Source organism: Dongia sp. agr-C8, assembly GCF_054658695.1.
Genome location: NZ_BAAGHZ010000002.1, coordinates 54,433 through 72,998, shown reverse-complemented (window position 1 = coordinate 72,998; position 18,566 = coordinate 54,433). Strand labels below are relative to the sequence as shown.

The 18,566-nt window shown below is 67.6% G+C and carries 16 protein-coding genes and 1 tRNA gene; 11 read left to right on the top strand and 6 right to left on the bottom strand.

The genetic code is table 11. The features are described from left to right. The first annotated feature begins 18 nt into the window (after positions 1-18). Both ACYQ4T_RS07695 and glpX read left to right on the top strand, forming a co-directional pair. Positions 19-1,332, top strand: coding sequence for a homoserine dehydrogenase (locus tag ACYQ4T_RS07695; RefSeq protein WP_459852199.1), 1,314 nt, complete (start codon positions 19-21; stop codon positions 1,330-1,332). A 25-nt stretch (positions 1,333-1,357) separates the two neighbouring features. Beyond that, entirely contained in the window at positions 1,358-2,329 is a 972-nt protein-coding gene (gene glpX, locus ACYQ4T_RS07690; RefSeq protein WP_395021380.1) for a class II fructose-bisphosphatase, read from the top strand. 40 nt (positions 2,330-2,369) lie between these two features. Here the strand turns inward: glpX and ACYQ4T_RS07685 are convergent, their stop codons facing one another. Further along, entirely contained in the window at positions 2,370-3,368 is a 999-nt protein-coding gene (locus ACYQ4T_RS07685; RefSeq protein ID WP_459852196.1) for a LacI family DNA-binding transcriptional regulator, read from the bottom strand. Between the two features lie 292 nt (positions 3,369-3,660). Between ACYQ4T_RS07685 and recJ the strand changes: the two genes are divergently transcribed. Continuing rightward, positions 3,661-5,475 (top strand): single-stranded-DNA-specific exonuclease RecJ, encoded by a 1,815-nt coding sequence (gene recJ / locus ACYQ4T_RS07680; protein ID WP_459852194.1) that lies wholly within the window; start codon positions 3,661-3,663, stop codon positions 5,473-5,475. A gap of 219 nt (positions 5,476-5,694) precedes the next feature. Continuing rightward, positions 5,695-6,072 (top strand): hypothetical protein, encoded by a 378-nt coding sequence (locus ACYQ4T_RS07675; protein ID WP_459852192.1) that lies wholly within the window; start codon positions 5,695-5,697, stop codon positions 6,070-6,072. 42 nt (positions 6,073-6,114) lie between these two features. Here the strand turns inward: ACYQ4T_RS07675 and ACYQ4T_RS07670 are convergent, their stop codons facing one another. From ACYQ4T_RS07670 to ACYQ4T_RS07660, 3 genes are all read right to left on the bottom strand, one after another. Continuing rightward, positions 6,115-7,071, bottom strand: coding sequence for a DUF2950 family protein (locus tag ACYQ4T_RS07670; protein ID WP_459852190.1), 957 nt, complete (start codon positions 7,069-7,071; stop codon positions 6,115-6,117). 31 nt (positions 7,072-7,102) lie between these two features. After that, a complete protein-coding gene (locus tag ACYQ4T_RS07665) occupies positions 7,103-8,395 on the bottom strand; it encodes a DUF3300 domain-containing protein (protein WP_459852188.1) in 1,293 nt (430 codons plus the stop codon). A gap of 133 nt (positions 8,396-8,528) precedes the next feature. Beyond that, positions 8,529-8,879, bottom strand: a complete 351-nt coding sequence (locus tag ACYQ4T_RS07660) for a RidA family protein (protein WP_459852186.1) — start codon at positions 8,877-8,879, stop codon at positions 8,529-8,531. Positions 8,880-9,076: 197 nt separating this feature from the next. Between ACYQ4T_RS07660 and ACYQ4T_RS07655 the strand changes: the two genes are divergently transcribed. Beyond that, positions 9,077-9,152 (top strand) — tRNA-Glu (locus tag ACYQ4T_RS07655). Positions 9,153-9,340: 188 nt separating this feature from the next. On the opposite strand, the gene ACYQ4T_RS07650 is transcribed toward ACYQ4T_RS07655, so the two are convergent. Next, positions 9,341-9,685 carry an HPF/RaiA family ribosome-associated protein gene (locus ACYQ4T_RS07650; protein ID WP_459852184.1) on the bottom strand — a complete coding sequence of 115 codons (345 nt, stop codon included), beginning with the start codon at positions 9,683-9,685 and terminating at the stop codon, positions 9,341-9,343. Between the two features lie 164 nt (positions 9,686-9,849). Between ACYQ4T_RS07650 and ACYQ4T_RS07645 the strand changes: the two genes are divergently transcribed. Further along, complete coding sequence (locus ACYQ4T_RS07645) at positions 9,850-12,279, top strand: Lon protease family protein (RefSeq protein ID WP_459852182.1); 2,430 nt, start codon at positions 9,850-9,852, stop codon at positions 12,277-12,279. Next, positions 12,272-12,940, top strand: coding sequence for a hypothetical protein (locus tag ACYQ4T_RS07640; protein WP_459852180.1), 669 nt, complete (start codon positions 12,272-12,274; stop codon positions 12,938-12,940). The genes ACYQ4T_RS07645 and ACYQ4T_RS07640 overlap by 8 nt, the downstream gene beginning before the upstream one ends. A gap of 22 nt (positions 12,941-12,962) precedes the next feature. Here the strand turns inward: ACYQ4T_RS07640 and ACYQ4T_RS07635 are convergent, their stop codons facing one another. Then, positions 12,963-13,697 carry a CBS domain-containing protein gene (locus ACYQ4T_RS07635; protein WP_459852178.1) on the bottom strand — a complete coding sequence of 245 codons (735 nt, stop codon included), beginning with the start codon at positions 13,695-13,697 and terminating at the stop codon, positions 12,963-12,965. 354 nt (positions 13,698-14,051) lie between these two features. Between ACYQ4T_RS07635 and ACYQ4T_RS07630 the strand changes: the two genes are divergently transcribed. The 4 genes from ACYQ4T_RS07630 to ACYQ4T_RS07615 all read left to right on the top strand — a co-directional run bounded on the left by ACYQ4T_RS07630 (position 14,052) and on the right by ACYQ4T_RS07615 (position 18,564). After that, positions 14,052-14,624: an ANTAR domain-containing response regulator gene (locus tag ACYQ4T_RS07630; RefSeq protein ID WP_459852176.1), complete on the top strand. Its 573-nt coding sequence runs from the start codon at positions 14,052-14,054 to the stop codon at positions 14,622-14,624. Further along, positions 14,621-15,775 carry a CmpA/NrtA family ABC transporter substrate-binding protein gene (locus ACYQ4T_RS07625; protein WP_459852174.1) on the top strand — a complete coding sequence of 385 codons (1,155 nt, stop codon included), beginning with the start codon at positions 14,621-14,623 and terminating at the stop codon, positions 15,773-15,775. Before ACYQ4T_RS07630 ends, ACYQ4T_RS07625 begins: the two co-directional genes overlap by 4 nt. 295 nt (positions 15,776-16,070) lie before the next feature. After that, complete coding sequence (locus ACYQ4T_RS07620; protein WP_459852172.1) at positions 16,071-17,489, top strand: CmpA/NrtA family ABC transporter substrate-binding protein; 1,419 nt, start codon at positions 16,071-16,073, stop codon at positions 17,487-17,489. Positions 17,490-17,499: 10 nt separating this feature from the next. Further along, positions 17,500-18,564, top strand: coding sequence for an ABC transporter permease (locus ACYQ4T_RS07615; protein WP_459852170.1), 1,065 nt, complete (start codon positions 17,500-17,502; stop codon positions 18,562-18,564). Positions 18,565-18,566 lie beyond the last annotated feature (2 nt).

Sequence of the window (18,566 nt, the reverse complement as noted above, 5' to 3'; positions counted from 1 at the left end):
TTTCGTAACGTTTGAGCTATGGCTGTTGAAAACGCGTCGGGACGCGCCTTGCGCGTTGGTATCGCCGGCCTCGGCACCGTCGGTGTCGGGGTCGTCCGGCTGCTGAAAGAGAACCGCGACATCCTGTTGCAGCATTGCCCCTGGCCGATCGAGGTCACGGCGGTCTCGGCGCGCGACCGGCGCAAGAACCGCGACGTCGATCTCTCCCAGTACGACTGGTGCGACGATCCGGTGGCACTCGCCGACCATCCGAAGGTCGATGTCGTCGTCGAGGTGATCGGCGGCGCGAGCGGACCGGCGAAGGCGCTGATCGAGAAGGCGATCAGCCGGGGCAAGCATGTCGTTACCGCCAACAAGGCGCTGCTTTCCGAGCACGGCACCGCCTTGGCGCGGAGTGCGGAGAAGGCCGGCCTGGCGCTGGCTTACGAGGCCGCGGTCGCCGGCGGCATCCCGATCATCAAGTCGATGCGCGAAGGCTTGGCCGCCAACCGCATCGAGCATGTCTACGGCATCCTCAACGGCACCTGTAACTACATCCTGACCCAGATGCGCGAGACCGGGCGCGAGTTCGCCGACGTGCTCGCCGAGGCGCAGCAGCTGGGCTATGCCGAGGCCGATCCCAGCTTCGACGTCGACGGCATCGATGCCGCGCACAAGCTCTCGATCCTGACCGCGGTGGCCTTCGGCTGCGAGGTGGACTTCGCCGGTATCAAGATTTCCGGCATTCGCAATGTCTCGGCCATGGATATCGAATACGCGACCGAGCTCGGCTACCGCATTAAATTGCTCGGCCTGTCGCGGCTGACGGAACGCGGCATCGAGCAGCGCGTTCATGCCTGCATGGTTCCGCAAAACGCACTGATCGCCAAGGTGGACGGGGTCTACAACGCCGTCGTCACCCACGGCAATTTCGTCGGCCAGAACGTCGCGATCGGCCGCGGCGCCGGCCAGGGCCCGACCGCATCTGCCGTGGTCAGCGACCTCATGGACATCGCCCGTGGCCGCATCCTGCCGGCCTTCTCGGCGCCGGCCGAGACCTTGAAGAAGATCCCGGCGGCGCCGGAAGGCAGCCATGTCGGGCCGTTCTACCTCCGCATGATGGTGGTCGACCGGCCGGGCGTCATCGCCGAGGTCGCGGCGATCATGCGCGACGAGAACGTCTCGCTGGAAAGCATGATCCAGCGCTCGCGCTCGCCCGGCGACCGCGTGCCGGTGGTGTTCACCACGCATGAGACCAGCCAGGCGCAGGTCACGCGCGTGGTCGAGAAGCTCGGCAAGGTCTCGGCGGTGGTCGAGCCGCCGCATGTCATGTCGATCGAACAACTCTCTTAGCTCAGCTATCGGAAGGCCCAAGATCATGGATCGCAACCTGGCGCTGGAAGTGGTGCGCGTCACCGAAGCGGCGGCTCTCGCTGCCTCGCGGCTGATGGGCCGCGGCGACGAGAAGGCGGCCGACCAGGCCGCGGTCGACGCGATGCGCACCGCGTTGAACTCGCTCAACATCGACGGCACTGTGGTGATCGGCGAGGGCGAGCGCGACGAGGCGCCGATGCTCTATATCGGCGAGAAGGTCGGCGCCGGCGGCCCCAAGGTCGACATCGCTCTGGACCCGCTCGAGGGCACCACCATCACCGCCAAGGGCGGGCATAACGCGCTCGCCGTCGTGGCGATGGCGGAGGAGGGCGGCTTCCTGAACGCGCCCGACGTCTACATGGACAAGATTGCGGTCGGCCCGGATCTGCCCGAGGGCGTGGTGGATATCGACAACAAGCCCGAGGTCAACCTGAAGAACCTCGCCAAGGCCAAGCAGATGGACATCCGCGATCTGGTGGTCTGCATCCTCGATCGCCCGCGCCACACCGAGCTCATCGCGGCGGTGCGCAGCGCCGGCTCGCGCATCATGCTGATCTCCGACGGCGACGTCTCCGGCGTGATCGCCACGGCGCAGAAGGACAGCGGCGTCGATATGTATGTGGGCAGCGGCGGTGCGCCGGAAGGCGTGCTGGCGGCGGCGGCCTTGCGTTGCATCGGCGGCCAGATGCAGGGCCGGCTGCTGTTCCGCAACGACGACGAAAAGGCGCGCGCCAAGAAATGGGGCGTCACCGATCTCAACCGCAAATACTCGATGCTCGACCTCGCCAAGGGCGACGTGATGTTCGCCGCTACCGGTGTCACCGACGGCGCGATGCTGAAGGGTGTCCGCCGCGGCACCACCCGCGCCAGCACCCATTCGATCGTGATGCGCTCGAAGACCGGCACCGTCCGGGTGATCGAGGCGACCCACAACTGGGACCTCAAGATGCCCTACGAGCAGCGCGGGGCGTACTAGACCCGCTTCGCAGCGCCGGAGCCGACGAGCGCGACGGTGATCATCCCACCCTCCGGCAGGAGGCGCGGACATTCAGCACCGTCGGCAGCCGCACGGATCGGCGGGGGCCGTTCGGCGCGGCAATGCGTTCGATCAGCAGGGCGGCGGCCTGGCGCCCGAGCTCGGCGCAAGGCTGTTCCACGAGGGTCAAACGCGGTTCGAACAGATCCGCCCATTCGAAGTCGTCGAAGCCGACCAGGGACACGTCGTCGGGCACGGCCAGCCCCAGCTCCCGCACCGCCCGCATGACGCCGATCGTGGCGAGATTGTTGCCGGTCACGATCACGGAGGGACGCTGCGGGCGGGTGAGCAGGCGATGCGCCGCCGCGCAGGCGGCCGCGGTCGTCGCGCAGCCCGTTACGATCCTCTCCGCCGGAAGTTCGATGCCTCTCGATTCGAATGCCGCCTGGAATCCGGCTATGCGCTCGATGGTCGTGGCGAATCCGGGTTGACCGGCGACGTAGGCGATATCGCGGTGCCCCTTTTGCAGGACGTGCTCCACCAACACGTCCATCGCATTGACATTGTCGACGCCGACCTGGTCGAAACGCCGGTCCGCCATTCGATCGAGCAGGACGCAGGGCAGGCCGCTGTTCAGCAGGTAGTCGAGCGCCTGGATGGGCTCGGCCGACGGCGCGAAGATGATGCCGTCCACCCGCCGCTGGTGCAGGACCTGGATCACGGCCAGCTCGTTCTCCGCGTCGTCCTGCGTATCGGCCAGGAACACCATCAGTCCAAGCCGGGCGCATTCGGCCTCGACCGCGCCGGTGATGTCGCTGAAATAGGGATTGGAGAGCGTGGAGATCGCCAGCCCGACGGTTCTGGTCGAGGCAAGTTCCAGGGAGCGCGCCGGGTCGTTCGGCCGATAGCCGATGCGGGCGATCGCTTCATTGACCAGCTGCGCGGTGTCGGGCGCCACGTCGCGGCTTCCGTTGACGACGTGCGATACGGTTGAGATCGAAACCCCGGCCGCGCGTGCGACCTCAGAGATGGTGATCATCGACGAACTCCGCCTTGGCGGCGGCCCTCCCGCGTGCCGGCCTTGTCACGGGGGGCCGTGATCTCACGAAGAACACTATCGTATGCCGAAGCATTCCCGCCATCAACTTTCAGCCCGGTTGCCGTAGGAAAATGCCTGTCATCTGACGGGGATTTCCCGGCCCCGGACCACCGGCCGGCGGCCTGCCGCGCTCCTTGTCCTTCTCCCTTCAGGGGGCAGGCCGGGATGGGGGCCTTGCCGCCCCCAGGTCCGGTCAAGCTGGCCCACCCGGCACACATGTTATAGTCACGCGATGAACCTCGCCGCGACTCGCCCTGTCGAAACCGAAGACCCGACGCCGTTCCTGGGCGTCGCGCGCTCGGTCACCGGCAAGTTCTGGCGCCAGCGCGCCACCGACGAGCGCATGGCCCTGGCGATCGCGCAGCGCCTGCAGCTGCCGGAACCGGTCGGGCGTCTGCTCGCCGCGCGCGGCCAGACCCTGGACACGGCCGAGAGTTTCCTCACGCCGCGCTTGCGCGACCTGTTGCCGGATCCCTCCAGCTTCCGCGACATGGATGCCGCCGCGGCCCGGATCGGCGCCGCGGTCGAGAACGGCGAGAAGATCGCCATCTTCGGCGACTATGACGTCGATGGCGCCACTTCCGCGGCGTTGCTGTCGCGCTTCCTGCGCGCCGTTGGGGCGCCGCCGGCACGGCTCTACGTCCCGGATCGCGGCATCGAGGGCTATGGCCCCAATGCGCCGGCGCTGCTTAAGCTGAAGAGCGAAGGCGCCGGCCTGGTCATCACGGTCGATTGCGGCGTCACTGCCTTCGCACCCTTGCAGGCCGCGAAGGAGGCCGGGCTCGACGTGGTCGTGGTCGATCATCACGTCGCGGAGCCGCACCTTCCGCCGGCCTCGGCGATCGTCAACCCCAACCGGCTCGACGAGACGGCGGGGCACGGCCAGATGGCGGCGATCGGCGTTTCCTTCCTGGTCGCGGTCGCGGTCAATCGCTATCTGCGCGCCAAGGGCTGGTACAACGCGACGCGCCCGGAGCCGGACATGATGCAGTGGCTGGACCTGGTGGCGCTGGGCACGGTCTGCGACGTGGTGCCGCTGACCGGTGTCAACCGCGCGCTGGTGGCGCAGGGCCTCAAGGTGCTGGCGCAGCGCCGCAATCCCGGGCTGCGCGCGCTCGGCGAGACCGCGGGCATCAAGGAGCGGCCGGGCGCCTATCACCTGGGTTTCCTGCTGGGGCCGCGGATCAACGCCGGCGGGCGGGTCGGGCGCTCCGATCTCGGCGCGCGGCTGCTCTCGACCGACGACGCATACGAAGCGATGGCGCTGGCGCAGGAGCTGGAAGCCCACAACGCCGAGCGCCGCGACATCGAGGCCAAGGTGCTGGAAGAAGCCTGCCGCCTCGCCGACGCGGAAGCGGCCAAGCGCCCGCATCTCATCTTCGTCGCCGCCGAGGGCTGGCATGGCGGCGTCATCGGCATCGTCGCCGGGCGGCTGCGCGAGCGCTATGAGCGGCCGGTCTGCGTGGTCGCGCTGGAGAACGGGATCGGCAAGGGCTCGGGGCGTTCGGCCAACGGCTTCCACCTCGGCAACGCGGTCATCGCGGCGCGCGAAAGCGGCATCATACCGAAGGGCGGGGGCCATGCGATGGCGGCCGGCTTCGAGGTCGCGGCCGACAAGCTCGACCAGCTGAAGGCTTTCATCGATGCGCGGATCGGCGATCATCTTGCTGGCGTGCCGCCGCGTGCGGTGCTCGATCTCGACGGCAGCCTGCAGCCGCGGGGTGCAGCACCGGCCTTCGCGCAGATGCTCGACCGCCTGGCGCCCTACGGCGCCGGCAATGCCGAGCCGCGCTTCGCCCTGGCCAATGTGCGGGTGGTGTTCGCCGACCTCGCCGGCGAAAAGCATGTGCGCTGCGTGCTCGAGGGCAGCGACGGGGCGCGGCTGAAGGCGATCGCCTTCCGCGCGGTGGAGAACGACCTCGGCCGCCTGCTGCTCCAGGGCCGGAATGCCGGGCCGCTGCATGTCGCCGGCCACCTCCGGCTGGACACCTGGCAGGGCCAGGAACGGGTCCAGATGACCATCGAGGACGCCGCCCGAGTCGAATAGCCGGGCGCGCGAGGGTTCCGGCGCCGCCTGCGGCAGGCCGCCACAACAGCCGATAACAACCTGATATTGATAGCAAAAACGCTCCAGCGCAGCGCGCTGCAGCGGTGCGCGTTATCACGTCATTTGTTAATCTCCCTTTACTTTCTTCGCATATGCAACAATCTTTGCTGCATTGCGGCATGCCATGGGTGGCAGGCCAAGTGGGAAGTGGAGACCAACATGACTTCGATGATCCGGATTTCAGCCCTCGGCACCATCCTGGTGGCCGGCGCCGTCGCCCTGGCGCAGCCGCTCTGGGCCGGCTCGGCCAAGACCGTCGGGGCGGGCCAGGCGGTCACCACCGAGCTCGGCGGCAATGCCAAGGCGATCACCTACTGGACCGACCATCCGGAAGGCGCCCGGGTCGTGACCACCGTCGACACCGTCGCTGCGGCGGACACCGATGCCGAGCAGCATGCGGTGGTGCGCCTGCAGGCGGTGCTGCAGCCGGGCCAGGCCCAGGAGATCTCGGTGCCGCTGGCACTCGGCGAGACGCAGCCGGTGCTGCGCATCGAGCGCATCGGCGACAAGGTCACCGTCTCGAAGGTGACGCAGTAACGAGCGCGCGGCCGCCGGTTCGATCCGGCGGCCGTAGCCGCATCATGGCTCGGTCTCGCCCTTGTCCTTGGTGAGAGTCCAGCTGGCGTCGAGGTCGTAGCTCTGCAGCGCCGCGGCGGCGAGGTCGGTGTCCTCGCCGAGATCCTTCTGATAGACCTTGCCCTGCTGGTTGACGATGAAGGTCATGATCCCAGTTGAGCCGTATTCCGACGGCCAGGCGATCGCGCCGAACCCGCCGATCATGTTGCCGTTGATCACATAGTCATAGCGCCCGCCCGGGGCGCCCTCGCCCTGCCGCGTCAGGACCCGGAAATTGTAGCCGCGTAGGGGATCGCCCTGGTCGCGGCCTTCGAGATAGCCGCCCTGCGCGGTCACGAAGGCGAGCAGCGGGCTGGCCGGCGCGTTGGAATCGGGGTCGGTTTCCCAATAGAGCCCGTCATGCTTGCCGGGCGTGCTCACCAGCCGCTGCGCATATTCCAGCACCTCGTCGCCGTCCTGGTCGACCGACTGATAGTCCTGCTGCGCCGCGACCAGGGCGTGCAGCGCGCCGATCGCCGCAAGTTCGTCGGCGCCGATCCGGCGCGCCAGCAGCTCGTAGATGCCTTCCTCGGCATCGAAGCTCCAGCCCTTGTCGCCCTTGACGATCGGAAACGGCACCGGCCATTCCTGGTTGCCGATCAGCATGGTGCGGGTGTTGTCGCCGTCGTTGCGGAGACTCATCTTCTGCTTCGCCGCGGCCAGGGCCTGCTTGCGGTTCTCGCGCTCCGCGGCCTCGTCGTCGGTGAACAGCTGCTCCTGCTGCGCGTCGCCGAGCAGGTCGGTGATGGCGTCGCGCGAGCCGGCCTCGAGGGCGGCGATCATGCCGGCCGCCGCCGCTTCCGGCGTCGCGAAGATCTTGGCGTCCTTGGCCGCCGCCAGGCCGGGGCAGGCGAGGGCGAAGAGCGTTCCGCTCAAGACTCCTGCGGCGATCCGGCTGCCGCGCCGCGTGATCCCGTTCATCGATCCTCTCCTTGCTTCCACGCCTGCGACTCTAGCGCCGGCCGCCGCCGCTCCGGCTCCGGCTCGGCCCCTGGACGCCGCCGATGCTGCTGGTGCCGCGATTGCTCTGCTGCCGGGTCCGCTGCTGCGACGGCATGGTCGAGAACGAGCCCTTCCGCGGCTTGGTCTGCATGTTGTTGTACTTCTGCTGCTGCTTGCGCTGCTGCATCTGCGACGGCTTCGGCTTCGAGGGTTGCTTGAACTGCTGTTGCCGCTGCTGCTTGTTGGCGCCCAGGCTCTGGTTGCCGCGCTGGCTCTGCTGCTTGGTCTGCATGGCCGGCTTGGCCTTGGGCGGCGTCATTTTCTTGGTGCCGGCCCCGCCGTTGCCGAGCTGCTTCGAGATTCCCGCGGTGGTGGGCCGCGGCTTGGCGCTCGCCGGCCGGGTCGCGGTCGACTTGGTCCGCGCCTTCTGCGGCGACCATTTCATGCCGTTGCCGCCCTTGGCCTTCGGGTTGCGGTCGCCGTTGAACTTGTTCTGCAGCTTGTCGCGGTCGATGTTGGTGTTGCCGTTGCCGATATTGATGTTGTTGCCGCCGCCTTCGCAGCAATCGATGTCGATGTCGTTGTTGTTCCAGTCGAAGGCATAGGAGAAGGCGGCGCCGACGAACATGCCGGTCACGAAGGCGGCGCCCGGCGCGTAGTAATAGGGATAGGGCGTCGAATAGACCGGCGGCGGGTAGTCCACGTAATGATGCTCGACCACCGGCGCCGGGTCGTAGGTCGGCACGTAGATGACCTCGGGATCCGCCGACTTGATGATGATGGTCTCGCTCTCGGTCACCACCGTCTGCTTCGCGTCCGACTGCAGCGCGCCGGCGGCGGTCGCCTCGGCGCGCGCTGCCTGGATCGCCTCCAGCACGCCGTCTTGCTGGTCCATGACCGCGTTGCCGAGGCGCTGGGTCCAGTCGAGGTCGTTGTTCATCAGCGTGACGACCTCGGGATAGTTCAGCAGCGCCAGCACCGCGGGATCCCAGTTCTCGTTCGGCTGCAGGTCCTTGCTGGCCTTCTGCTTCTCCAGGAAGCGCGCCGCCTCGACCACCTGCAGGGGCTGGGTCGCGGCCGGCAGCACGATCGCCAGCAGGTCGTCGGGATAGAAGGCGACTGGCGCCACCAGGGCGTGGAGCTCCTCGGCCGAGAGCATGATGCTGGCGGCGTCGCCTTCCGGCGCCACCGCCTCCTGCTCCTGCATGTCGGCGAATTGCGCCGCGGCCGGGCGCAAGGCGGCGCTCGCGCCGAGGACAAAGAAGGTGAAGGCCGCGCCAAGCGCGATGCGACGCCAAGTCACCTCAAACCTCCCTGCCATGCCACGGACGCAGGGAAATTATACGGAGAGCGGGGAGCTCCGTTGATTGGACCTAAGGGACATTAGCTTGCCCCTCTCCACTTGCGGGAGAGGGGCCGGGCGGAAGGTGCGGCGATCAGATCGCAGCGGTCAGCATGATCTCGACCTTGTATTTCGGGTCGGCGAGCTTGGATTCCACGGTGGCGCGCGCGGGGGCGTTGCCCTTGGAGACCCACTCGGCCCAGGCCTTGTTCATCTCGGCGAAGGTCGAGATGTCGGAGAGCCAGATGTTGGCCTTCAGGATCTTGGTCTTGTCGCTGCCGCACTGGGCCAGGGTCTCGTCGATCTGCTTCAGGATGTTCTTGGTCTGCTCGTAGACCGAGGGCGAGACCGGATCGTCGGCCACATGGCCGGCGAGATAGGCGAGCCCGTTATGGACCACCGCGTCGCACAGATTGCCGTGATCGCCAATGCGCTTGATCGACATGGAAAGACCTCGTGTTTTCAGAAGGTTATGCGGAGAAATCGGCTGGGAAATCAGCCGCTTGAGGGGCGGGATTATGGCCGATGCCGGGCCGGCGCGAAAGCGCCGACTGGCGCGCAAATCGGGGTGGTTGATTTCAAGGGCCGCAGCCGTTAAAAGGCGCGTCACCCCGGGGAGTTAACACCCCGCGGCGCTCTTGCGTCCCCATCGTCTAGAGGCCTAGGACAACACCCTTTCACGGTGTAGACACGGGTTCGAATCCCGTTGGGGACGCCACCCGAAATCAAGAACCGTAGGCTGTCTCCCGAAGCCCGGAGGGCGTAGGGAGTCTGATGCCGTGTGGGACGCCTATTTTCTTCAGCAACGGCGATACCTACGTCGGGTCAACCGAAAATCTCAAACGTCGCTTCGGTGTCCACGCGCGTGGCGGGGTCCCGCGGCCGCGCGTCCATGAAAGCCGCGCCCTAGGCTTCGTTGCGGTTGCGGTGATCGTCCAGGCGCACGCGATCTTCCAGCTGGCGCCGCGCGGCGTCGAAGGCGTCGCGGACGGCGACCGTGATGTCCTCGTGGCTGTGGTCTTCGTCGCGTTCGCGACCGACGACGATCTCGTGACCCGGGATCGTGAGGTCGACGCGGATGTGGTAGATCCGCCCCTTGCGCTGATGGCGGTGGTGCGCTTCGACCACGACCCGGCAGCCGGTGATGCGATCGTGGAATCGCTCGAGCTTCTCGGCCCGTTCCCGGATCAAGGCCTCGGTCGCCGGCGAGTTGTCCATGCCTCGGAACGAGATTTGCAGCGGAAGTTTCATCTGGAGCCTCGGTTGAGCGCTGGTACCGCAGTCTGTGCACGCGCGCCGGATCCTGCCTTGACCGAAGTCAAAATCGCGACGTGGCGGCGGCTTGACCCTTGTCAATGCCTGGGGCGCGATCGCGCGCTCTCCTGGAGCCCCTTGCGTTTACTGCAGGTCCGGACATGCCCGCCCCATTGCCCCTGGCCGGTGACGCCCTGTCTCACCGCTGCGTCGCCGACCGCCTGCCATTCGCCACGACCGCCGATCTCACGGATCCGGACGAAGCCCTCGGCCAGGCGCGCGCGATGGGCGCGCTGGAGTTCGGCACCGACATTCGCGGCGAGCATTACAACATCTACGCGCTCGGTCCGATCGGTCTCGGCAAGCACCTGGCGGTCTCCCGCTACCTGAGCCGGCGTGCCGCAACCGAGCCGGTGCCGCCGGACTGGTGCTACGTGCACAACTTCGCGGAGCCGCACAAACCCCGGGCGTTGCGGCTGCCGGCCGGCAACGGCGTCCGGCTGCGCCAGTCCATGACGTCGCTGATCGAGGAGCTGAAGGTGGCACTTCCGGCGGCATTGGAGAGCGACGATTTTCGCACCCGGCACGACGCGATCGTCGAAGCCACCAAGAAGCAGCAGTCCGAGCTGTTCGAGACGCTGCAGGAGGATGCGCGGAAGGAAGGGATCGCCCTGCTGCGCACCCCGGTCGGTTTCACCTTCGCGCCGACCAAGGACGGCGACGTGCTGGCGCCGGCGCAGTTCGACCAGCTGCCGGAGGAGGAGCAGAAGCGGCTGCACGCCGCCATGGAAGCGCTCGGTCGGCGCCTGGAGGAAGTGGTGCGGCGCTTGCCGCGGCTGGAGCAGGAAACCCGGGCCGCCATTCGGGCCCTGGTCCGGGAGGTGACCACGCATGTGGTCGACCACATGTTTGCCGACCTGCGGAAGGCTTACGCCGGCCTCGATGTCGTGCTGGACCATCTGGAGGCGGTTCGCCGGGACGTCATCGAGAATGCCAACGAGTTCCAGACGTCCGATCAGGATGCCCAGCCTGCGGACGGCGGCGACACGATCAGCGCCATCCGGCGCTATCGCGTCAACCTGCTCATCGACCACAGCCAGTCCAAGGGAGCGCCCGTCCACTACGAGGATCATCCGACCCATGAGAACCTCGTCGGGCGGATCGAGCACCTTTCGCGCTTCGGCGCCCTGGTGACGGACTTCAATCTGATCAAGCCGGGTGCCCTGCACCGCGCCAATGGCGGCTATCTGATCATCGACGCCATCCGGGTTCTGACCCAGCCGATGGCCTGGGAGGAGCTGAAGCGCACCTTGCGCGCCCGGCGGGTTCGCATCGAGTCGATCGGGCAGATCCTGAGCCTGGTCAGCACCGTATCGCTCGAGCCCGAAGCGATTCCGCTCGATGTCAAAGTGGTCCTGATGGGCGATCGACACCTCTATTATCTGCTGAGCGCGTTGGACCCCGACTTCAGCGAGCTGTTCAAGGTCCCGGCCGATTTCAGCGAGGACATGGAACGATCGGCCGCCGATGAGGCGTCGTTCTGCCGGCATCTTGCGGCCCTGCAGCGGGAAGAGCGGGTGTCGCCACTCGACCGCGGCGCGGTGGCCAGGGTGATCGACCATGCCTCGCGACTGAGCGAGGACAGCCGCAAGCTCTCGATCCATCGGCGCGCCCTGGCCGACCTGTTGCGGGAGGCGCACTACTGGGCGGGCCAGCGGAGCGCCGGCGTCATTGCCGCGGAGGACGTCCAGCAGGCGATCAGCGCCAAGATCCACCGCGCGGACCGCGTCCGGGAGCGGCTCTATGAGCAGATCCGCCGCGGTACGCTGATGGTGGCGACGTCGGGAAAGGTGGTGGGCCAGGTGAATGGCCTCGCCGTCACGCAGCTCGGCGGGTTCAGCTTCGGCTTTCCCAGCCGCATCACCGCGCGCACGCGGCTCGGTCGCGGCCAGCTCATCGACATCGAGCGCGAGGTGAAGCTCGGCGGCCCCATCCACAGCAAGGGCGTGCTGATCCTGCAAGGGTTTCTCGGCGCGCGCTACGCCGCCGACCGGCCGCTCTCGCTGCAAGCCAGCCTGGTGTTCGAGCAGTCCTATGGCGGGGTGGAAGGCGACAGTGCGTCGGCGGCGGAGCTCTGCGCCTTGCTGTCGTCGCTGGCCGATGCCGCGATCCTGCAGTCGCTGGCCATCACCGGATCGGTCGATCAGCACGGCCGGATACAGCCGATCGGCGGCGTCAACGAGAAGGTGGAGGGATTCTTCGACATCTGCCGCGAGATCGGACTGACCGGCGAGCAGGGCGCCATCATTCCCATGTCGAATGTGCAGCACCTGATGCTGCGCGACGACGTGGTCGAAGCCTGCGCCGCCGGGCGCTTCCGGGTCTATGCGATCAGTGGAATTGACCAGGCGCTGAGCCTGCTGACCGGATGCGAAGCCGGCGAGCGCGATGCTTCGGGGCGGTTTCCGGAGGGCTCCCTCAACCGCCGGATCGAGCAACGGCTGGATGACTTCGTCGCGGCCGCGCGGAAGTACAGCCAGCCGGAGGCGGGAGCGGGCAATGGCGCAAGCGCCGAGGCCGGGCATGCCTGAGATCCGTCGCATCCTGGTCGTCCTCGAGCCGGCATCCGCGCAGGGCGCTGTGCCCGAGCTCGCGACCAGGATCGCCGCCCGCAGCGCGGCGAAGATCGACGCCATCCTGGTCCAGGATGCGGCGCTGATGACAGCGGCCGATCTGCCCTTCACTCAGGAGATTCTGGCGACGACGGGCGTGCGGCGCGGCCTGACGCGACAGAGTCTCGAACTGGACTTCATGGTTCTCGCCCGCAACCTGGCGCTTCGGTTCGAAGACCTCGCCGGGCGCGCCGGATTGCGCTGGCAACTGCGATCGGTGCGCGGCCGGCCGATGGCGGAGATCGCCGCCGCCTCCGCCGAATGCGACCTTTTCCTGCTCGGCCAGCCGCGCAACGCCAGCCTCAGCTTGGCGGCAGTCCGCAAGCTGGCGGACGCGGCCCGGCGGCCGGCGATCTTTCTCGGCGACTTGGCATCGCCGTTGGGCGGCTTGTCGGTCCTGGATGGCGAAGCGGAGGATCTGGAGAGCCTCATCAAGTTTCTGGCGCCCGTATTCACCGGTACACCGGCACTGCTTCTCCATCCCTCGCCAACCGAGCTGACGGATCTGCGGCGGCGCACCGTCCTGGTCTTGCCAGGTCGGTCGCCGGGACCCTCAGACGGCGGTCCGAACCGCGCTTAGCTCGCTCGGCAGCCGCTCAGTGTCAGGCGGCGGGTTTGCCGGCGGATCTGAAGTCTGAACGATCGACCGTAAGGCCGGAGAATGGATCGACCCAGACCAGCCGGTCGTTGACGCGCTTCACGCCCGGGATGTTCTCGCAAAGAACACAGAGCGCATCCGCCTCGCGGTCGCCCAGTATCACGCCGTGAAGCTCGACCACGCCATCGTGGACGATCGGGTTGATCGAGGTGCTCGGCCGCCAGTGCAGTCGGCCCATTTCCGCCAGGATGCCTTCGCGGATCGCCCGATCCGATGCTTGTGTCGGCAGGGAGTCCGGGATCAGGGCGGCCAGGGCTTGAAGCATATTGTTCCTGGTGATGAGGCCGGCGATCCTGCCGTCGCGCAGTATGACGACGCGCTTGATGCGCTTGCGCTCCATCAGGCGCACGACATCTTCGAGCTCGGCGTCTTCGCCGATCGTGACGACCGGCGTGGTCATGATCTCGGAAATGCGGCGTGCATGGCTGCGGACATACTCGCCGGCCAGCACGTCCGGCCCGACCAGGAATTCGAGCCACTTCGGCCGCCGCGCTTCGGTTCCGATCTCGACGCGGCGCAGCAGATCGCCCTCCGTGACCATGCCGACCAGCCGGTCGTCGCGATCGACCACGGGAAGCCCGCTGAGATTGTCCTGCAGCATCAAGCGCGCGGCATCGCGCACGGTGGCATCGTCACGAATGGTGACGACGCTGCGCGTCATGATATCGGCGGCCTTCATCGGCAGTCTCCTGTTCGCGTTCGTTCGGACCACCGCCATCTGACAGCCGAGCGCCGCGCCCGGCTTTGATGTTGATCAATCGCGGAGCGAGTCCGGCACGCGATCCGCCCTCCGGGGAACCTGAGGCTGATTGCCGCCAGGCGTGCGGCGGCACCGGCAACGCAGACCCGGCCCAGACAGGATCAAGTTCTGGCCGCGGCGCCGGGCGCGGCAGTCTGAAGAAGCGGCAGGCGATTGCCTCATTTTCAGTCGCCGCGTCGGGCGGCGGCGGTGTTCAGCGCGGGAATCCAAGGCGTTGGCCTTGGCATGTCGCTTGCTTCATTGCCTGACGGCGTGAGGGCAGGGACGGTTTATTTGCGCATCCTGGTGGTCGATCACAACCCCGAGCGGGCTTCGGTCGTTCGTCAGGCTCTGGTGGATGTCGGCGGTTACATGGTCGAGGTCGCGCCGAAGGCCGGCGACCTGCTGGCCTTGCTGCGGACCGCGCAGCCCGACGTGCTGATCGTCGATCTCGATCTTCCCGACCGGGACACGATCGAGCAGCTGCGCGTCGCCACCCGCGAGCGGCCGCGGCCGATCGTCATGTTCGTGGACCAGAGCAGCAATTCCATGATGCACGCGGCGATCGAGGCCGGCGTCTCCGCCTACGTGGTCGATGGCCTCAACGCCAACCGCGTGCGCCCGATCCTCGACGTGGCGATCGCGCGGTTCAAGGCCTTCGACGCGCTGCGCCAGGAGCTCGACCAGACCAAGAGCCAGCTCGCGGAGCGCAAGCTGGTCGATCGCGCCAAGGGCATCCTGATGCGCGCCAAGGGATTGAGCGAGGAAGAGGCCTATGACCGCATGCGCAAGACCGCGATGAAGGAGCAGAAGAAGCTGGTGGAGATCGCGCAATCGATCCTGACCGCGGCGGAGATGCTGCGATGAACCGCGACCTCACCCCGGTCCGGGCCGGCTTCATGCCGCTGATCGACGCGGCGGCGCTGATCGTCGCGGCCGATGGCGGCTTCGCGGCGGAGGAGGGGCTCCGGCTGGAACTCACCCGCGAGGTCTCCTGGGCCAACCTGCGCGACCGGCTGGCGCTCGGCCAGTTCGATGCCGCGCATATGCTGGCGCCGCTCGCCATCGCCGCAGCGCTCGACGGCGATCGCCCGCAAGCGCGGATGACGGCGCCGATGGCCCTGGGCCTGAACGGCAATGCGATCGTGGTGTCGGCGGCGCTCGACGCGGAGCTCCGCGCCCAGGCTGCCGGCGACTTCACCGATCCCAAGGTGACGGCGGCGGCTCTGGTTCAGGCGATCGCGAAGCGCCGCCGGCGCGGCGCCGAGCCCCTGGTCTTCGGCATGGTGTTCCCATTCTCCAGCCACAACTACCAGCTCCGCACCTGGATGGCGGCGGCGGGCATCGATCCCGATCGCGACCTCAGCCTGGTCGTGCTGCCGCCGCCCTATATGGCGGATGCGCTGGCCAAGGGACAGCTTGACGGCTTCTGCGTCGGCGCGCCCTGGGCCAGCGTCGCGGTCATGGCGGGCCATGGCCGCATCCTGCATTTCGGCGTCGACCTGATCGCGCGCTGCCCGGAGAAGGTGCTGGCGGTGCGCAATGCCTGGGCCGCCGACAATCCGAAGATTCTACATGCCCTGGTGCGCGCCTGCGTGCGGGCCGCCGCCTGGTGCGCGGTCGAGGAACACCGCGCGGCGCTGGTCGGCATCCTGGCGGCGCCCGATCGGCTGGCGGTCGCGCCCGGCATCATCGCCGAGCTGCTGGAGGGCAGGCTGCGCGTGGCGCCGGACGGCACGACGCGCGCGCATGGCCAGTTCTTCATCCTCGACGCCGCCGCATCGCTGCGACCGGATCGGCGTCATGCGCTCTGGCTCTATGCGCAGATGGTGCACTGGCATCAGGTTGCGCCGTCGCCCGCTGCGGAGGCGGCGGCGGCGGCGGTCTATCGCGCCGATCTCTATGACGCCGCGCTCACGCCGCAGGAGGACGGCATCGGCGCCTTCGCCGGTCCGGCCTTCACCCCGGAGGATATCGGCGGCTATCTGCGCGCCCTGAGCGAGAAGACCTTCGCCTAGTCTTTGTGCAACGCACAAACATTGCCGCTTGGAATTTGAGCATCGGCCGCCGCGGCCGGCGCCTGCCGGCGGCGCGCACGCGCGCTAAGCCGTTTCAGAACAACGATATGTCGCCGCGCCGCAAAGCTGGCACGGCATGTGTAAGAAGGCAGATGACTGAGATCGCCAAAGTGCGGCGATCTCGCGACCGTCCAAAGCTGGACAGAGACAGCAACGCCGCTGCGTCGATGCGCCTTTTGCGCCTCGATCAGCGGCGTTTTTCGTTTGGCCCCTCGATGCAGGAGAGGAAGCGACCATGGGTGATGCAGTGAAGACGATGCGCGCGTCGCGGCTCAGCCGCCGCCGCCTGCTCGAGGCGGCTTCGGCCGGCGGGCTCGCCTATGGCTTGCGGCGGCTGACGCGGCCGGCGCGCGCCGCCGCGACGATCGAGAAGGAGGAGCTGAAGCTCGGCTTCATCAAGCTCACCGACATGGCGCCGCTCGCCGTCGCCAAGGAGCTGGGCTTCTTCGAGGACGAGGGCCTCTATGTCACGCTCGAGGCCCAGGCCAACTGGAAGGTGCTGCTCGATCGCGTGATCACCGGCGAGCTCGACGGCGCGCATATGCTGGCCGGCCAGCCGATCGGCGCCACCATCGGCTTCGGCACCAAGGCGCATGTGGTGGCGCCGCTCTCGCTCGACCTGAACGGCAACGGCATCACCGTCTCGAAGGCCGTCTGGCAGGAGATGAAGCCGCATATCCCCGTCGGCGCCGACGGCAAGCTGGTGCATCCGATCAAGGCCGAGGCCTTGAAGCCCGTGGTCGACCGCTACAAAGCCGAGGGCAAGCCCTTCAACATGGGCATGGTCTTCCCGGTCTCGACCCACAACTACGAGCTCCGCTATTGGCTGGCTTCCGGCGGCATCCATCCCGGCTTCTATGCGCCCGGCGACACCAGCGGGCAGATCATGGCCGATGCGCTGCTCTCGGTGACGCCGCCGCCGCAGATGCCGGCGACGCTCGAGGCCGGCACCATCCTCGGCTATTGCGTCGGCGAGCCCTGGAACCAGCAGGCGGTCGCCAAGGGCATCGGCGTCCCCGTCGTCACCGACTATGAGATCTGGAAGAACAATCCGGAGAAGGTGTTCGGCCTCACCGCCGGGTTCGTCGAAGCCAACCCGAACACCGTGGTCGCCCTGACCAAGGCGCTGATCCGCGCCGGCATGTGGCTCGACGCCGCGAACAACAAGAACCGGGCCGAGGCGGTGAAGCTGCTCAGCCAGCCGGACTATGTCGGCGCCGATCCCCAGGTCATCGCCAATTCGATGACCGGCACCTTCGAATACGAGCAGGGCGATAAGCGCGCGGTGCCGGATTTCAACGTCTTCTTCCGCCACTTCGCGACCTATCCCTATTACTCCGACGCGGTCTGGACCCTGACGCAGATGCGCCGCTGGGGCCAGCTCGCGGAAGCCAGGCCCGATGCCTGGTACGCCGAGACCGCGAAGTCGGTCTATCGCCCGGACATCTATCGCCTGGCGGCGCAGGCGCTGGTGGATGAGGGCAAGGCGCAGCAGGGCGACTTCCCCTGGGAGACCGACGGCTATCGCGCGCCGACCGCCGCGTTCATCGACGGCGTCGCCTATGACGGCAAGCAACCCAACGCCTATCTCGAGCAACTGGCGATCGGCCTCAAGGGCAGCCAGCGCGTCGACGGCACCACGGTCACCAACTGAGCGAGATCCCATGGCCGTCACCGACACCCTGACGATCGATACCGCGGAACAGCGCCTGGCACGGATCGCCCGGCTCTGCACCGCGCTCAGCCTGTCCGGCTTCGGCGCTCTGGTGCCGGCCTTGCGCCTGCTGGCCGGCGCCAGCCCGCGCGCGGAATTGCCGCTGCTCTGGCGCGGGCTCGGCGTGCCGCTGGTCGCGATCCTGGTCTTCCTGCTCGCCTGGGCCGCGGTCGCGCCTCGGGTCGAGACCAGCCTCGGCACCTTGCCGGGACCGGCCCAGGTCTGGCGCCAGGCGGCCGCCCTCTATGAGAGCCATGTCGCCGAGCGGCAGAAGGAAATGGCCTTCTATGAACGCCAGGAAGAGAAGAACGCCGAGCTTCTCGCCGCCGATCCCAATGCAGCGGTGAAGCTGCGGCCCTATACCGGCCGCCCGACCTTCTTCGACCAGATCCTGACCAGCTTGAAGACCGTCTTCACTGGCTTCGTGCTGGCGACCCTGGTCGCGGTGCCGCTCGGCATCCTCTGCGGCCTCTCGCCGGCGATCAACGCGGCGTTCAACCCGATGATCCAGGTGTTCAAGCCGGTCTCGCCGCTGGCTTGGCTGCCGATCGTCACCATGGTGGTGAGCGCGCTCTATGTCAGCGAGGATCCGCTGCTGCCGAAATCCTTCCTCAATTCGGCGATCACGGTGACGCTCTGCTCGCTCTGGCCGACCCTGGTCAACACCGCCTACGGCGTTGCGGCGATCGACAAGGACCTGGTCAACGTAGCGCGGGTGCTGAAGCTCTCCTGGCCGACCAAGGTCAGGAAGCTGGTGCTGCCCTCTGCGCTGCCGCTGATCTTCACCGGCCTCCGGCTCTCGCTGGGCGTGGGCTGGATGGTGCTGATCGCCGCCGAGATGCTGGCGCAGAATCCGGGCCTCGGCAAATTCGTCTGGGACGAGTTCCAGAACGGCTCGTCGGATTCGCTCGCCCGCATCATGGTCGCGGTCTTCACCATCGGCCTGATCGGCTTCCTGCTCGACCGCCTGATGCTGACCCTGCAGGCCGCCGTCACCCATTCGGCGCAACGGTGAAC

What these genes read in the sequence shown, in the direction of transcription:
- ACYQ4T_RS07695 (WP_459852199.1), top strand. Translation starts at nt 19, where the DNA reads ATGGCTGTTGAAAACGCGTCGGGACGCGCCTTGCGCGTTGGTATCGCC.
- glpX (WP_395021380.1), top strand. Translation starts at nt 1,358, where the DNA reads ATGGATCGCAACCTGGCGCTGGAAGTGGTGCGCGTCACCGAAGCGGCG.
- ACYQ4T_RS07685 (WP_459852196.1), bottom strand. Translation starts at nt 3,368, where the DNA reads ATGATCACCATCTCTGAGGTCGCACGCGCGGCCGGGGTTTCGATCTCA.
- recJ (WP_459852194.1), top strand. Translation starts at nt 3,661, where the DNA reads ATGAACCTCGCCGCGACTCGCCCTGTCGAAACCGAAGACCCGACGCCG.
- ACYQ4T_RS07675 (WP_459852192.1), top strand. Translation starts at nt 5,695, where the DNA reads ATGACTTCGATGATCCGGATTTCAGCCCTCGGCACCATCCTGGTGGCC.
- ACYQ4T_RS07670 (WP_459852190.1), bottom strand. Translation starts at nt 7,071, where the DNA reads ATGAACGGGATCACGCGGCGCGGCAGCCGGATCGCCGCAGGAGTCTTG.
- ACYQ4T_RS07660 (WP_459852186.1), bottom strand. Translation starts at nt 8,879, where the DNA reads ATGTCGATCAAGCGCATTGGCGATCACGGCAATCTGTGCGACGCGGTG.
- ACYQ4T_RS07650 (WP_459852184.1), bottom strand. Translation starts at nt 9,685, where the DNA reads ATGAAACTTCCGCTGCAAATCTCGTTCCGAGGCATGGACAACTCGCCG.
- ACYQ4T_RS07645 (WP_459852182.1), top strand. Translation starts at nt 9,850, where the DNA reads ATGCCCGCCCCATTGCCCCTGGCCGGTGACGCCCTGTCTCACCGCTGC.
- ACYQ4T_RS07640 (WP_459852180.1), top strand. Translation starts at nt 12,272, where the DNA reads ATGCCTGAGATCCGTCGCATCCTGGTCGTCCTCGAGCCGGCATCCGCG.
- ACYQ4T_RS07635 (WP_459852178.1), bottom strand. Translation starts at nt 13,697, where the DNA reads ATGAAGGCCGCCGATATCATGACGCGCAGCGTCGTCACCATTCGTGAC.
- ACYQ4T_RS07625 (WP_459852174.1), top strand. Translation starts at nt 14,621, where the DNA reads ATGAACCGCGACCTCACCCCGGTCCGGGCCGGCTTCATGCCGCTGATC.
- ACYQ4T_RS07620 (WP_459852172.1), top strand. Translation starts at nt 16,071, where the DNA reads ATGGGTGATGCAGTGAAGACGATGCGCGCGTCGCGGCTCAGCCGCCGC.
- ACYQ4T_RS07615 (WP_459852170.1), top strand. Translation starts at nt 17,500, where the DNA reads ATGGCCGTCACCGACACCCTGACGATCGATACCGCGGAACAGCGCCTG.